The sequence below is a fragment of the Paenibacillus sp. 01T442 genome, from assembly GCF_056398345.1.
The window spans coordinates 1-14312 of the sequence record NZ_JBFTPF010000062.1; the positions used below are offsets into that span (position 1 = coordinate 1).

General features: G+C 47.8%; 13 protein-coding genes. All 13 read right to left on the minus strand.

The features are described from left to right. Positions 1-323 precede the first annotated feature (323 nt). The gene (locus AC1DLM_RS28030; RefSeq protein ID WP_441991785.1) at positions 324-584 is read right to left on the minus strand and encodes a hypothetical protein; all 261 of its coding nucleotides are present in this window, start codon (positions 582-584) and stop codon (positions 324-326) included. Further along, positions 577-975 (minus strand): hypothetical protein, encoded by a 399-nt coding sequence (locus tag AC1DLM_RS28035; protein ID WP_477571793.1) that lies wholly within the window; start codon positions 973-975, stop codon positions 577-579. Before AC1DLM_RS28035 ends, AC1DLM_RS28030 begins: the two co-directional genes overlap by 8 nt. 122 nt (positions 976-1097) lie before the next feature. Then, complete coding sequence (locus AC1DLM_RS28040) at positions 1098-1523, minus strand: HIT family protein (RefSeq protein ID WP_477571794.1); 426 nt, start codon at positions 1521-1523, stop codon at positions 1098-1100. A 126-nt stretch (positions 1524-1649) separates the two neighbouring features. Then, positions 1650-2504, minus strand: a complete 855-nt coding sequence (locus AC1DLM_RS28045) for a 3-hydroxybutyryl-CoA dehydrogenase (protein ID WP_477571795.1) — start codon at positions 2502-2504, stop codon at positions 1650-1652. 60 nt (positions 2505-2564) lie between these two features. Next, positions 2565-3731 carry an acetyl-CoA C-acetyltransferase gene (locus AC1DLM_RS28050; RefSeq protein ID WP_477571796.1) on the minus strand — a complete coding sequence of 389 codons (1167 nt, stop codon included), beginning with the start codon at positions 3729-3731 and terminating at the stop codon, positions 2565-2567. Positions 3732-3754: 23 nt separating this feature from the next. After that, positions 3755-4894, minus strand: a complete 1140-nt coding sequence (locus AC1DLM_RS28055) for an acyl-CoA dehydrogenase family protein (protein ID WP_477571797.1) — start codon at positions 4892-4894, stop codon at positions 3755-3757. A gap of 30 nt (positions 4895-4924) precedes the next feature. After that, complete coding sequence (gene prpB, locus AC1DLM_RS28060; RefSeq protein WP_477571798.1) at positions 4925-5833, minus strand: methylisocitrate lyase; 909 nt, start codon at positions 5831-5833, stop codon at positions 4925-4927. Between the two features lie 37 nt (positions 5834-5870). Beyond that, a complete protein-coding gene (locus AC1DLM_RS28065; RefSeq protein ID WP_477571799.1) occupies positions 5871-7319 on the minus strand; it encodes a bifunctional 2-methylcitrate dehydratase/aconitate hydratase in 1449 nt (482 codons plus the stop codon). Next, positions 7316-8467 carry a citrate synthase gene (mmgD, locus tag AC1DLM_RS28070; protein WP_477571800.1) on the minus strand — a complete coding sequence of 384 codons (1152 nt, stop codon included), beginning with the start codon at positions 8465-8467 and terminating at the stop codon, positions 7316-7318. Before mmgD ends, AC1DLM_RS28065 begins: the two co-directional genes overlap by 4 nt. 17 nt (positions 8468-8484) lie before the next feature. After that, positions 8485-9618 (minus strand): acyl-CoA dehydrogenase family protein, encoded by a 1134-nt coding sequence (locus AC1DLM_RS28075; protein WP_477571801.1) that lies wholly within the window; start codon positions 9616-9618, stop codon positions 8485-8487. A 453-nt stretch (positions 9619-10071) separates the two neighbouring features. Continuing rightward, positions 10072-12018 (minus strand): ATP-dependent DNA helicase, encoded by a 1947-nt coding sequence (locus tag AC1DLM_RS28080; protein ID WP_477571802.1) that lies wholly within the window; start codon positions 12016-12018, stop codon positions 10072-10074. 114 nt (positions 12019-12132) lie between these two features. Continuing rightward, the gene (locus tag AC1DLM_RS28085) at positions 12133-13011 is read right to left on the minus strand and encodes a radical SAM/SPASM domain-containing protein (protein WP_057315601.1); all 879 of its coding nucleotides are present in this window, start codon (positions 13009-13011) and stop codon (positions 12133-12135) included. 86 nt (positions 13012-13097) lie between these two features. After that, positions 13098-13892, minus strand: a complete 795-nt coding sequence (locus AC1DLM_RS28090) for a lipid II flippase Amj family protein (protein WP_171635956.1) — start codon at positions 13890-13892, stop codon at positions 13098-13100. Positions 13893-14312 lie beyond the last annotated feature (420 nt).

Sequence of the window (14312 nt, forward strand, 5' to 3'; positions counted from 1 at the left end):
CTCTATGTCCGTGTCAATATAACCTATTTAGTCCGAGATAGCCCAACTAAATAAACCCAATAAAGCCTCATGCAGGGAAAATAGGTAAATAGTTCGGCAGAATCGGACTATTGGTCCTTCTTTACAGGTAATCTTCGATTTAATTCGGAGAAATCGGACTAACGCAACCTCCAGCGAAGCGCCAAGTTGATCTGTAATGAAGATAGAGCACGATATCTCTGCCCCCCGCCGAAGTTACGGAACGTAGTTCCCTTTCGCAGCACCGCGATCCCCCGCTGGAACATTCTAATGAAACAAAACGGCCGCCCAGAGGCAGCCGCAACTTAATTATACGTAATTTTCAGACCTAATTCTGCGGCACGCACCAGAGCTGCGTCAGAGAATTTCGGCTTTTTGTATTTAGCTTCGAACTCTTCCTTCGTCAGAGGTGTCCAATTGAAATCACGATTCTGGTACACCCACGTTTTCGGACCCCAATCCACATGAATAGTACGACTTGCTACCTTTTTCACCACTCCAATTTCAAGAATGACACCTGTCTTACCAAAAAACTTCGCACAGTACTTCCCTACCATTTCACTCACTCGAAACATCCTCATTTCCATTAGTCAAATCACGCAATATGCCAATTGCGATTTCAAAAGTATCCGCCTCAGATTGAAATTCATCCAGAAAGGATTTCTTGAAAATGCGTTGGATCTCTTGCCCCAACCCGGCAACACTTATCTCTTCCATATGCTTAATTATATAAATGGTAACGCTGCGAGCCTCACCATCGTATTCATCGTCTTGACTTCCATCGTCTAGTAATTGAATCGGGTCCCACTGATCCAGATGATACTTCACAATGCCAATGATTGGCGAAGGATCAAACGGTAAGGATGCTAAGTACTTATTCTCTTTCCTGATTTCATTCTTTATACTCCAGAGCATATAATTCATTTTGGTCTCATGCGATACAGCACGAAATTTCACGGAAATTGCCTCCTTTGTTGGACACCAGCTACATCTGCTGATTCCGTCAAAACAGATCAATCCGCTGCAGTGTCGCCCCTAGCAGTTTATCATGTTAGCTGATGGATGCCAACTTTTTATATTTAATCGCATAAATCATTAATGGCATTAATTATTTTCAATCTCGTCTCTGCCAATCGATTTCTATTGTCATTTCGATCTTCCGGCTCCAACCAACCAAAGCCATCCCCAACATATCTCGGGAAAATATGAACATGCACATGGCCTAAATCATTGAATGTACCACCATTTTGGAGGATCGTAACGCCATCTGGTTGATAGAGTGTTTTAATCACGCGTGACATCTTCATGACTGCTTTCAGTATGGCTACTGATGTCTCTTCCTCTAGTTCCTCCAATTCAGCCACATGGCGCTTGGGAAGTATTAGAACATGTCCTTCATTTAACGGAGCGATATCTAAAAGGCAGGTCAACCACTCATTCTCATAGACAACGTGACCTTGAACTTGTCCGTTCGCAAGCTGGCAACCTAAGCACGTATTTACCATCTTACACATTCCCCCTTCCAGACTTCAGATTAGCGCAATTCGCTACTTATCCATTCCATTCATCCTCTGCGTTTACCTGCAAAAACAAAAACAGCCCCTCCACAGAGTGACTGCATAGCGAACCGTTCAACTTGAATACGTATAAAAACCTTGCCCTGACTTGCGTCCAAGTCGCCCCGCCTTCACATTTTTCCTGAGCAGCGGACAGGGGCGATATTTGGCATCCTTAAACCCTTCGTAGAGAATTTCCATGATCGATAAACACGTGTCCAACCCAATGAAATCAGCGAGCTCCAGCGGTCCCATCGGATGATTCATCCCGAGCTTCATCACCGTATCTACAGCTTCAACCGTTGCTACACCTTCATATACCGTAAAAATAGCTTCATTAATCATCGGCATGAGAATACGATTCGAAACGAATCCTGGAAAATCCTGCACCTCAACCGGTGTTTTACCCAGATCTTTGCTAAGCTGAAAGATGGCTTCGAACACAAGTTGGGACGTTTCGAGACCTCGAATAATTTCAATCAGCGGCATCACGGGGACCGGGTTCATGAAATGCATCCCGATAACTTGCGAAGGACGCGTTGTCGCCGCAGCAATCTCAGTGATCGGCAGCGATGATGTATTCGTTGCCATAATCACATTAGGGGGACAGATCCCATCCAACTTCTGAAAAAGTGCTGTTTTCCAAGCCATATTCTCAGATATCGCCTCGATCACCAGATCCACCTGAGCAGCCTCTTCAATTGCTCCCGTCGGTTGAATGCGGCTAAGAATGCTTACTTTCGATTCCTCCGTCAACCTCCCTTTCACAACATTCCGATCTAATTGGTTGCTAATGACCAACAAGCCCTTATCGATCAAAGGCATAGATAGATCATGCCAAAGTACCTTGCGGCCTGCAGAGGCAGCCACTTGCGCAATGCCGCTTCCCATCTGCCCTGCTCCAATTACCATGATGGTTTGTATAGACATCGTTCATCGCTCCTAGTGCTTCATTGAACCAAACTACCAGCACCGAATAGGATTCCTCGGCTACTCCACACGAAGCAAGATCGCATCACCTTGCGCCGTGCCGCTGCATATCGCTGCAATCCCATAACCACCGCCAATTCTGCGAAGCTCATGGATTAAAGTGAGAATGATGCGTGTTCCACTCGCGCCAATGGGATGACCGAGAGCAATGGCACCGCCGTTGACGTTAACGCGCTGCGAATCCCACCCTAGCATACGCTCGCATGTGAGCACGACAGCGGCAAAAGCCTCATTCACCTCGAATCGATCAATTTGATCAAGTGTCATACCCGTTTGCTGCATTAGCTTCCGAATCGCCAACGCAGGTGCCGTCGCGATATATGGCGCTCGCTCGCCTACACTAGCATGGCCGAGTATCGTTGCGAGCGGAATTACGCCCTGTTCTAATGCTGCTTCTCTTGCCATAACGACCAAAGCTGCTGCGCCATCATTCACACCTGGCGCATTTCCAGCCGTAATGCTGCCTTGCTTATCGAATACCGGGACTAATCCGGCAAGTTTAGCTAAACTCGTATCCGCACGAGGTCCCTCATCACGATCCACCACAATTGCACCCGCTTGGACAGGTACGATTTCCTCTGCACAGTAACCATTGGACATCGCCTGCAAGGCTAATTGGTGACTGCGCAAAGCCCACTCATCCTGCTCCTGACGTCCAATATTGCTTTCAGCAGCAATGCGGCTGCCATGGAGCACCATATGCACGCGTTCGAAAGGACATGTCAGACCATCATGAATCATCAGATCGATTAGTCGCTGTTCGCCCATCCGTGCGCCCCAACGCGCATGCGTCGCCAAATATGGCGCGTTGCTCATGCTTTCCATGCCGCCTGCCACAAATACCGACGCATCACCTGCGCGGATGATTTGATCAGCCATGGTCACACTGCGAAGCCCCGAGGCGCACACTTTGTTAATCGTCTCCGAGGTCACACTCCACGCCAGTCCCGCCCTACGAGCCGCCTGACGCGAAGGAATTTGTCCGGCACCTCCTTGCAGCACCATGCCCATGATGACTTCTTCGATCAATGAAGGATCCAGAGACGCACGTCGTATGGCTTCCTTGATGACGATTCCCCCCAGCTCGACAGCTGGGACATCCTTCAACGCGCCGCCAAACTTACCGAATGGGGTTCTCGCACCGCCAACAATGACGCTTTCTCGCATACACCTCGCCCTCCAGTCCAAGCTCACATCATCTTGATCAAACGAGCAATTGCTCTCCGCTCCTCATCCATTGTTGCTTCTACCATTTGGAGCATTTTCGCATCACGCAAAAATCGTTCAACAGGGAAAGCTTTCGTATATCCATAACCACCGTGGATTTGAACAGCTTCAATCGCAACGGCCATTGCCGTATCCCCAGCAAATAGGTTGGAATACGCCCCTCCAACTGCTCCCTGGCTCTCACGCCATGCGGTTTGATACGTGAGCAGCCTCGCAGCTTCAATTTGCGTAGCCATATTCGCTAGCTTGAATGCGATGGCCTGCTGCTGCGCGATTGGCTTACCGAATTGCTTGCGCGTCTTCGCATAGGAGACAGATACATCCATTGCTGCTTGTGCGAGCCCAACCGCCAGTGCAGCGATGCCGCTGCGTGCAGACTCCAACGTCTGCAGCGCAATCCGCAGGCCGTCTCCTTCATCGCCAAGCCGATTCGCCATTGGAATTCGGCAATCAACCAATTCAATAGACATGCTAGGTGAGCCAAGAAGTCCGAGTTTTCTTTCCTTTTTGCCTAATAAGAAGCCTGGAGTGCCTTCCTCAATGATAAAAGCACTACTCTCGCGCGACATCGAATCATTTTCCGTCGATGCAAACACCACATATACATCCGCATCACCCGCATTTGAAACGAAAAACTTCGCGCCTTGCAGCACGTAATTGTCCCCGTCACGCAATGCTTGCGTACGCAGAATTACGCCAGAAGCCCCCTCAGTTTGTGTAGTTTCAGACCACGCATAAGCCCCTAGCTTTTGCCCACTTCCCATTGAACTCAGAAATATCTTCTTCTGTTCCTCGGTGCCAAACATCGAAATTGCCATAGCCGCCAACGCGCTATGCACGAAAAGTGTATACCCCGTAGAAGCACACGCACGAGCTAATTCCTCCAGAACCAAGCTATTCGTCAGAGCATCCGAGCCAAGTCCGCCATATAACTCAGGCACTACAATTCCAGTTAAGCCAAGCTCCCCCATCATTTTGAATAGATGACGATCAAACCGTTCCTCTTCATCTCGAAGCGCTGCCGTCGGCGCAACCTCCTCGGATGCAAAATCACGTACCATCGTGCGAATCATTTCTAATTCCTCTGAAAGGCTATAATCCATGTGGAGCCCTCCCTCAAGCCGCTTGCACTTCTAACTCTTATCCTCCCAAGTTGATCGTGCAATAGAACCATCCAAAGCCTCATAATCCTCATAGCGAATGGCTTGATATAACTCGTTGCGCGATTGCATGTCAGCTAGCGATCCGATCTGTGTCCCTTGCTGACGAATCTCCTCAAATACCCGCTCATAAGCTTTGGCAGCGACACGCAGCGACGTTACCGGGTAGAGAACCATACGGAAGCCCCAATTTTCGAATTGCGCAGCCGTATAGTACGGTGTACGTCCAAATTCCGTCATATTGGCCAAAAGTGGTGCATTCACTTCCTTTCGAAAATGCTGAAAGTCCTCTTCACGTTCGAGTGCTTCTGGAAAAATAGCATCCGCCCCAGCGGCGAGATACTGCTTCGCACGGGTGATGGCTTCCGCCATGTCTTCTACCCCTTTCGCATCTGTCCGTGCAACAATATAAAGCGTCGGGCTGACGGCTTTGAGCGTGCGGATTTTTTGACACATTTCCTCGGTGGAAATGAGTTTTTTACCACTGAGATGTCCGCATTTCTTCGGCATATCTTGATCTTCAATTTGCACGGCGGCAACTTTCGCCTCCACCATCTCCTTTGCGGTCCGCGCAACATTCAGAATGCCGCCATATCCCGTATCGATATCGACCAATAACGGAAGTCCTGTTGCTCGGACGAGCTCCCTTGCTCGCTCTGCAACCTCATTGGAATAAATAAGTCCCAAATCAGGCAATCCTCGACTGGCCGTATAAGCAGCACCGGATAAGTAAAGAGCCCCAAACCCTGCTTGTTTGGCGACTCTAGCTGCCATGCCATCGTGGGTGCCAACGATTTGGACAATAGGACCCGCTTCAACGAAACGACGCCACCCCGCAGCTAACTGTTCTTGACTCGGCTCCTCCTCAATCAACCATGACATAGTAACCTCCTGCCTCATTCAGCCGATCTGTCCACATTTAAATGACGAAAAGCGACATATACGCAGGCACAGGTGTCTGAATGAGCTTCTCGTAATCGAGTGATAGCCCCATAATCTTTTCCGTTTGCTTCCTTGGAAACCGCGTTTGCACATTCGCTTTGAACTTATCGATCACTTTCGGCAGACCCTCCGCCCGCCGCTTGCGGTGTCCGATGGGGTATTCACAATCAATTTTTCCCGTCGACGTTCCATCCTTAAAATAAATTTGAATGCTATTCGCGATAGATCGCTTATCTGGATCCAAATAATCCTTGCTGTACTGCTCGTTCTCGACAACAACCATGCGTTCCCGAAGTGCATCAATACGTGGATCAGCAGCGATATCATCTTCATAATGCTCCGCAGTTAACGTACCATACAGAAGTCCGATGGCCACCATGTACTGCAAACAATGATCACGATCCGCTGGATTGTGCAAAGGACCTTTTTTATCAATAATGCGAATCGCTGATTTATGAGTTGTTAACATAACTTTAGTTATGTCACTTAAACGTTCTTTAACGAGATCATGAAGCGTAAGTGCACATTCAACAGCGGTTTGCGCGTGGAACTCGGCTGGAAATGAAATTTTGAACAAAATATGTTCCATCACATAGCTGCTTAAAGGTCTAGCCAAGGTAAGTGTCTTGCCTTCGAAAAGCACATCCTGGAATCCCCAGTTCGGCGCTGTCAATGCAGAGGCATATCCCATCTCACCTCCGACTGCCATCAAAGCCAAGCGGACAGCCCGACTCGTGGCATCTCCCGCAGCCCATGATTTCCTTGAGCCTGTATTCGGCGCGTGCCGATAGGTGCGTAAGCTCGCTCCATCAATCCAAGCATTGGAGACGGCGTTGCAAACCTCTTCTTTCGTCCCTCCAAGCATAACGGTAGCCACTGCGGTGGAGGCGATTTTCACCAGATGCACGTGATCCAAGCCAACCGCGTTTAAACTATTTTCCAGCGCGAGTACCCCTTGTATTTCATGCGCTTTGATCGCCATTGTTAAGACGTCTTTGATCGTAAAAGGTGCTTGCCCCTCGGCCATACGTTTCCGACTCACATAATCGGCAATTGCAAGGATACTGCCTAAGTTGTCGGATGGATGCCCCCATTCTGCCGCTAGCCACGTATCGTTGTAATCGAGCCACCGAATCATACAGCCAATATTGAAAGCCGCTTGAACGGGATCCAATTCATATCGAGTGCCAGGCACACGAGCACCGCCAATCACCTCTGCACCTGGAACAATCGGACCGAGATGTTTCGTACAAGCTGGAAAACGCAGCGCTAGCAAGCCTGTTCCTAGTGAGTCCATGAGGACATGATGAGCAATCTGATACGCTTCCTCACTCTCAATCTCGGCATGCAAGGCGTAGTCAACAATCTCTACAATGAGTGGGTCAAAAATCATCTCCCTCTGTACAGGTTCTCTAGATGTACTCATACGATCTCGTCCTCACTTTCTGAAAGAATATCCCCTTGAGCCGGATGTAAATCTCGCGCGCCCGTATAACGAACACGTGGTCGGAAGAGGCGATTGTTCGCATGCTGCTCCATCACATGTGCACTAATGCCAACCGTGCGCGCTGCAAGGAAAACAGGTGTAAACAGCTCAATTGGAATGCCAAGCAAGTAATAGACAGGCGCGGCATAATAATCCAAGTTGGGATGCAGCCCTTTCTCTGTCCGCATCACGTTTTCCCCACGTACGCATATGTCATATAGTTCCTGTTGATTACATGCCGGTGCGAGCTTCGCCAGCGCCTCCTTCATCAGCAAGGCGCGTGGATCTGGTTTTCGCATATACACACGGTGTCCGAAGCCCATGATGCGCTCCTTCCGTGCAAGCTTAGAACGTATCAACACTTCCAAATCATCTTCTGAACCCGCTTCGAGCAGCATGTGCATGACCGCTTCGTTCGCTCCTCCGTGCAGCGTTCCTTTCAGTGAAGCAACAGCGCCAACAAGAGCACCATATATATCAGTCTGTGTGGAGGCGATAACGCGCGCCGCAAAGGTCGAATTCGGCAATTCATGCTCACTGTACACAATCAGCGATTGATCAAAAATCGCCTCCTCCACCCGCGACGGAATTGTTCCCGTTATCATGTAGAGAAAATTAGCTGTATAGGACAGCTTGGGATCTGGTTCAATGAGCGGCTGCTTCGTGATAGCTCGATAACCGTAGGCAACAATTTGCGGAACTTTGGCTAATAAACGTAACGCTTTACGTCCATTCGCTTCGGGTGATCGATCATCGAGTTCGTCATCGAAGCTTGCTAGCGCGGAAATGCTCGTTCGGAGCACATCCATCATATCTGCCCGATCCGGCATCAAATGGAGCATAGCACGCACATTTGGCGGTAATCCGTAGACCGCTTGTATCTGTGATTCAATCGCTAGGCGCCTCGTCTCATTCGGCAGTTCACCTTCTAACAGCAATCCAACTACATCCAAATAGGTCATTTGCTCAGCAAGCTCCATCAGATCATACCCTCGAATCACAATCTCTTCCTTCTCCACATCGAGATATGAAATGCTAGTCTCACTGGCTATCACATGCTCAAGTCCAGGCAAATAGTGATCACTCATGTTTTCGCTCTCCCTTCCTACGTGCTTTCAGAAAGCAGCAAACGCGAAATCACAATACGCTGAATCTCATTCGTCCCTTCATAGATTTGCGTCACCTTGGCATCTCGCAGATAACGCTCCACCTTCGACTCCTTCAGGCAACCCCATACGCCGCAGAGCTGGACAGCACGCAAACATACTTTGACAGCCATATCACTGGCAAAAAGCTTCGCAATGGCAGCCTGTTTCCCATACGAGAGCCCTTGGCTTTTGCGCCAAGCGGCTTGATAGGTCAACAGTCTTGCGCCTTCGATGTGCGTGGCCATCTCCGATAGATAAGCATGGAATTGCTCTCCGCTGAGCGCGCTGGCTCCCGCGCCATAAGCAATAACAGCATCCAAAGCCCCTTGGCCGATGCCCGTGGCTTGTGCGGCTATCCCGATCCGTCCGCCGTCTAGACTTCGCATCGCGATTCGGAAGCCTTCGCCTTCCGGACCTAATCGGTTGTCAGCAGGCACGCTGCATGCCTCAAACCTCAACTCCATCGTAGTGGATGAACGGATGCCGAGCTTACTTTCTTTGGTGCCGAAAATAAGTCCTTCCATGCCTTTCTCCACGATGAAAGCCGTACAACTCTTCGACTTGTTCTGTGCATCCGTAATGGCGAAAACAATATATACCTCCGCCTCCCCGCCATTCGTAACGAATAGCTTGGAGCCGTTAAGTACGTAGGCATCTCCTTCCTTCGTTGCTGTCGTGCGCATTGCACCGGCATCAGAGCCGGATTCGCTTTCCGTCAGACAATAGGCACCGAGCTTTTTCCCTTGTGCCATAGGGAGTAGATACGTTTGTTTCTGCGCATCTGTGCCATACGTATGAATCGCCCAACTGGCTAGCGACGTATGCACGGAGAGCATCACGCCTGTTGACGCACAAACACGCGAGAGCTCCTCAATCACCATCGCATAAGTTAGGAAATCCAAGCCACCTCCGCCAAATTCACGTGGCCAAGGGATCCCAGACCATCCAAGCTCACCGATCCTGTCGAAAATCCCACGATCAAACCGCTCATACTCATCCCTTTCCTCTGAAGTAGGCTCCATCTTCGCGAGTGCAAACTCACGGACTTTGGCCCTCATATCCTGCTGATCTTGGGTATAAGAGAATTGCATGCGACGACCTCCTTCGACGTGTTCATGCTGCTAACACCAGTTTGGCCGAGGTTGATTGGGTCGATCGTAATTCTTTGGACAAGTTGTAAACGCTTCCAATTATATGTTATATATACACGCTTTTGTTAGGCATTAGACTTTGCCGCGGCAAAAAATGATGAATGCACACCCCCCAACTGGGATTAGATGGAAAACATACAGTTATTTCAGCGGAAAACTTGATTTTAGAACGATTAGATGGAAAATACGTCGTTAATTATGCAGTTTTCATTGGTTCTGCCCATTCCGCACCAAATTAACGTCAAAAAATCCAGTTATTCCATTATTTAGTCCGAAAATAGCTGAATTAGCTGTACAATTTCCAGTTAATTGCATTTTTCCGAGTAAACTTAATGCAAAACATCAAAAAGAGGAGCAACCATCTGCTCCTCTTTCGCTAACTATTTTCAACCTTTACTCCGACTTCATCACAACGCCCGCCGGCAGAACCCGCTCCACATGTTCACGCAGCGATGCATTCGTATACAACTCATCGCTGAAAATCGCAATGATCCCACTATCTTCTCGCGTTCGAATCAATCGACCCATCCCTTGACGCAGTCTGAGCAGCATATAAGGAATATCGACTTCTTCATACGGAGAAACAGCGGCTTCACGTTTCGCATTAAATACCGGATCTTGTGGAGGAAACGGCAGTGCCCAGACAACGACGTTGGATAGCGATGGACCAGGAATATCAAGTCCCTCCCATAGGCTAACCGCAGCAAGCACACTGTGCTCATTCTCTTGGAACGATGCAATCACATGCGAGATTTCTTGATCTCCCTCGTAGAAGAAGGTTAACTCCTTGCAATCCGAACGGTCAGCCATCTCTTTTTTGAAACGCTGCAATTCCTGATGTGTCGGGAACAAAATAAGCGCTCTGCCTTCTGTTCTTTTCAACAAGCTGGCAGCTGAATTCATCTTCTCTTGGAACGTTCCGCCTTCTGTGAAGCGTGGAGCAATGACTTCCATCCGTTCCGCATAGTCATACGGTGAATCTACCGAGAACGAAAGATACTTCTCTAAGCCTAAGCTGTTCGCTACATAATCGAACTTACCCTCTACAGATAGTGTAGCCGATGAGAACACGATTGGCATTTTGGAGGAAAAAACATACTCCTTGAGCACTTCCTTCACCGTTCTTGGCATTACAACGAGACTGAGTCCTGTAATACTTTCCGTTGCCCAGCAAATGAAGGATTGATCGTTGCGGAATAACGCGAACGCTTTTTGCATCATCTCCAGATGCTCTTCAACAATTTTCAGCTGATAGTCATTAAGAGTAAACATTTCCCCCTCAAAGACAAGCTCCTCTTCAATCTCGGATAAAATATCACAGAGCGTAAGAATCTCTCTTTTCAAGAGATCACTCATCACGATTTGTTTACGGTCAGAGCCCGCAATCGGGCGGCAACAGCCCTCCAACACTTCAAACATACGTTCGCTCTGCTCAATCGCACGATCAATACAGACAGCTAATGTTTCACGAACTTCCCCTTTTAACAAGCGAATGACCAATTCCTCGAATACCATATGCTTCAGCTTATAGGTCAACGCCTTTTGAGCAGCGGATTCCATCAGATGTCCTTCGTCAAACACAACAGTGCAATGATCCGGCAATAGTGGCAGCTGTCCTTCACGCTTCCTACCGTCATATGTCCATACATGCTCCATGTAGAAATCATGCGAACAAATGATTAAATCGGCCGATTTCCGGTAAGATTCACGCGACAAGGTTTGTCCACAACGATGCCGCTTATCACACACAAAACAGTCTTGATAAGCATCCCAGTTCATGCGGTGCCATTGCTCATCGTTCAGCTGCGGATAGTTCTTGCGATCCCCGTAGGCATGGAATGTTTGTAGCGCTTCACGCGTATGCACGAAATCAGGAAGTCCCTCATACACCTCACGGTACAGCCCCGTATCTTCATGACCGAATCTGGCCTCATCTAACTTGACCAAACAGACATACTGATCTGGTGATTTTGCCAGTCGTGCATCGATTTCCATATTCAAATGGCGAGAAATTTTATCAATATCCCCGCCAGGTTTCACAAGCTGCTCAATGAGTGATTCATCGGCACAAGCAATGATGGCCGGCTTCTTCGTAAAGCGCGAATAGCATAGCGCATATAATAAATAGACTAACGTTTTGCCTGTCCCAACGCCGGCTTCCGCAAAAATCGTCTGCTTCTCCGCATAAGCCCGCTCTAGCTGAAACGCCATGTAAATCTGTTCATCCCGAACCTCAAAGCCCGCTTCAGGTAAAATGTCATAAAAGATATCCGCGATCCAGTCGGACACCTGCTGCATATATGGCTGTGCATGATCATATGCAAATGGATAACGTCCCACGTGTGTGCCCCCAACCCTCTAAGTTAAGAATCAAACTTGTATTATCTCATGAATGTTGGTTAAAAGCAAAAACTCATTCCTCAGCCTACATGCTGTCCGGAATGAGCTTTTATTTTACATGCTAAAACGTTCGCGATATCCACATTTACGGCATAGTTCCTCAACCACTTCACGTCTTGAAAAGCCTTCGAATAACCGATTCGCTCGTTCACCCTCTACGATTTCGGAGAATGGTGTGTGATTAATATTCCCTAAGTTAATAACCCCTTCCCCGTCTAAACAACAAGGAATAACGGTTCCGTCAACGAGAATACCTGCTTGATTGCGCAGCGCATGGCAAAAGCCAGGTCCCTCAATCTCCTCCGCCTTCAAATCCGGCCACTGGAACTCGTGATCCTGATTCAGATAAACACGATCAGCGAGCTTTACGCCAGTTCCGCGGACGAATTTCTCATCGATTTTGTAATCGAGTTCGAACTCTTTCTCTAGCAATTCCAGCACTTCACGATTCCGATTCCGTTCCAAATTCGTCTGGTTATCGGTATCCAAATTCCATAATCGGAAGGAAATAATGACATTCGATTTCGCGACGATTTCCTTGGCAAAACGCAGGATGCTCGTCACATAACCTTCCTTATCCTCGGAGCCTTCATGACCGTCAAAGCTGTGCAGGGAAAAATTCATTTGGCGAAGTGCTGGTTTATCAAGCAACTTGTGCCTATTTTTATTAATGAGCGTCCCGTTTGTTGTGATATTTACTTTGAAGCCCTTTTCATGGCTTAGGTCGAGTAATTCATCAATTTTGGGATGGAGCAGCGGCTCACCTTTCACATGCAAATAAATATGATCCGTATGCGGCTTAATTTGATCAAGGATATTCGTAAATGTATCTATTTTGATGAAATTCGCTTGACGCTTCGTCTGCGGACAGAACGTGCAAGCCAAATTGCATACGCTCGTAATTTCAATATAAAATTTCTTGAACTTCTTCATGGTCGGACTCCGTTTCTTGTTTGCGCTACTATGATAGAGGCTATTATACCAAGCGAGGCTTCTTAATGAAAGGATTTCACACTTTTTTAGAAAAACAACTGGACCATCCAGCCAATAAAGTACGCCGACGGAACGAGAAAAATTTGCGCTAACAGCGTTCCTAAGAAGCGTGTTGTCATGAGTAAAGCGTAGATTTTGCCTAACTGCTTTCGTTGTTCTTCGTCATGCAATGCCTTATCGGTGATGAGACCCAACTGGGGATCGATGAATATGGTGAGCAAAATAGTCGCAATTCCGTTGATCAGGCCCGACGCTTGTGAGGCTGTAGTCGCATAATCTGGCCATAAATGAGCCGCATATAAAGAGGCTAGAACACCTACGGAATAGAATGCTGTAACGACAATATTGATGAATAGGAATCTTTTGGAAATGCCGAGATATCGGAACTGACTTAGCTTCACTTTAGGCTTTTTGATATATTTAGTCGTGTTCTTCAGTTGTGAAATGGTCACATTCGTGAGCATCTTCGGCAATGATCCTGCAAGTTCGAGACGAGCAATGACTCTAGCGCTTAAGTTGATAAAAGTAGGAAATAGCGCAATCGCAATAATCGTCCCGATAGACGAAGCCAGCAGAGAAATGCGTAAATATCGCACCAAATCAAATGTGGGCTCATGCTTGGCAAAATCCACAAAATTCGCTGTCATCGGCGCCTGAATTAGGTTCGCTGTGCGCGATACCAGCACGACGATACCAACCAGCGATAGTGCTACCGCGAGTTTATTCACCCGCACCCCCGCATAACGAATCGAGTATGACAGTGTCTCGGCTGTGTGAATAATCATGGTCAATATGAAAACCAAAATGAGCGTGTTGATCATGCGAATAGTTCATCCTCTACTAGAGTGATAGATGCGAAAACGAAAACCCACCTCCTGTTGCTAGCATCGGGTGGGTTTCTTGGTGTTTGTGGTGGGGAAATGATAGGTTCGAATGGCGAAACCTAGCCTCGGGTGCTCCGATTGGAGGACGGGCGACATTTGCTAGCCACAATCTCCTCCATTCGGTGGAGCTGCCTGAAATAGATGGAAAACATGTAGCTAATTTCGCCGATTTCACCCCACTGGCCAAATTAAATGGAAAATATGCAGCTAATTTCACGGGTTTCAACGTTTTCAGCGAATTACGGTGAAATTAACTACAGAAAATCCAGTTAAATTGAATATAGGTAAGAAATCTGAAAAATTAGCTGTAGTTTTTACAGTTAATTAATTTAATTTGTTTAAGAGCCTAGGTGTTCG

What these genes read in the sequence shown, in the direction of transcription:
- AC1DLM_RS28075 (WP_477571801.1), bottom strand. Translation starts at nt 9,618, where the DNA reads ATGCAATTCTCTTATACCCAAGATCAGCAGGATATGAGGGCCAAAGTC.
- AC1DLM_RS28090 (WP_171635956.1), bottom strand. Translation starts at nt 13,892, where the DNA reads ATGATCAACACGCTCATTTTGGTTTTCATATTGACCATGATTATTCAC.
- AC1DLM_RS28050 (WP_477571796.1), bottom strand. Translation starts at nt 3,731, where the DNA reads ATGCGAGAAAGCGTCATTGTTGGCGGTGCGAGAACCCCATTCGGTAAG.
- AC1DLM_RS28065 (WP_477571799.1), bottom strand. Translation starts at nt 7,319, where the DNA reads ATGAGTACATCTAGAGAACCTGTACAGAGGGAGATGATTTTTGACCCA.
- AC1DLM_RS28085 (WP_057315601.1), bottom strand. Translation starts at nt 13,011, where the DNA reads ATGAAGAAGTTCAAGAAATTTTATATTGAAATTACGAGCGTATGCAAT.
- mmgD (WP_477571800.1), bottom strand. Translation starts at nt 8,467, where the DNA reads ATGAGTGATCACTATTTGCCTGGACTTGAGCATGTGATAGCCAGTGAG.
- prpB (WP_477571798.1), bottom strand. Translation starts at nt 5,833, where the DNA reads ATGTCATGGTTGATTGAGGAGGAGCCGAGTCAAGAACAGTTAGCTGCG.
- AC1DLM_RS28055 (WP_477571797.1), bottom strand. Translation starts at nt 4,894, where the DNA reads ATGGATTATAGCCTTTCAGAGGAATTAGAAATGATTCGCACGATGGTA.
- AC1DLM_RS28045 (WP_477571795.1), bottom strand. Translation starts at nt 2,504, where the DNA reads ATGTCTATACAAACCATCATGGTAATTGGAGCAGGGCAGATGGGAAGC.
- AC1DLM_RS28040 (WP_477571794.1), bottom strand. Translation starts at nt 1,523, where the DNA reads ATGGTAAATACGTGCTTAGGTTGCCAGCTTGCGAACGGACAAGTTCAA.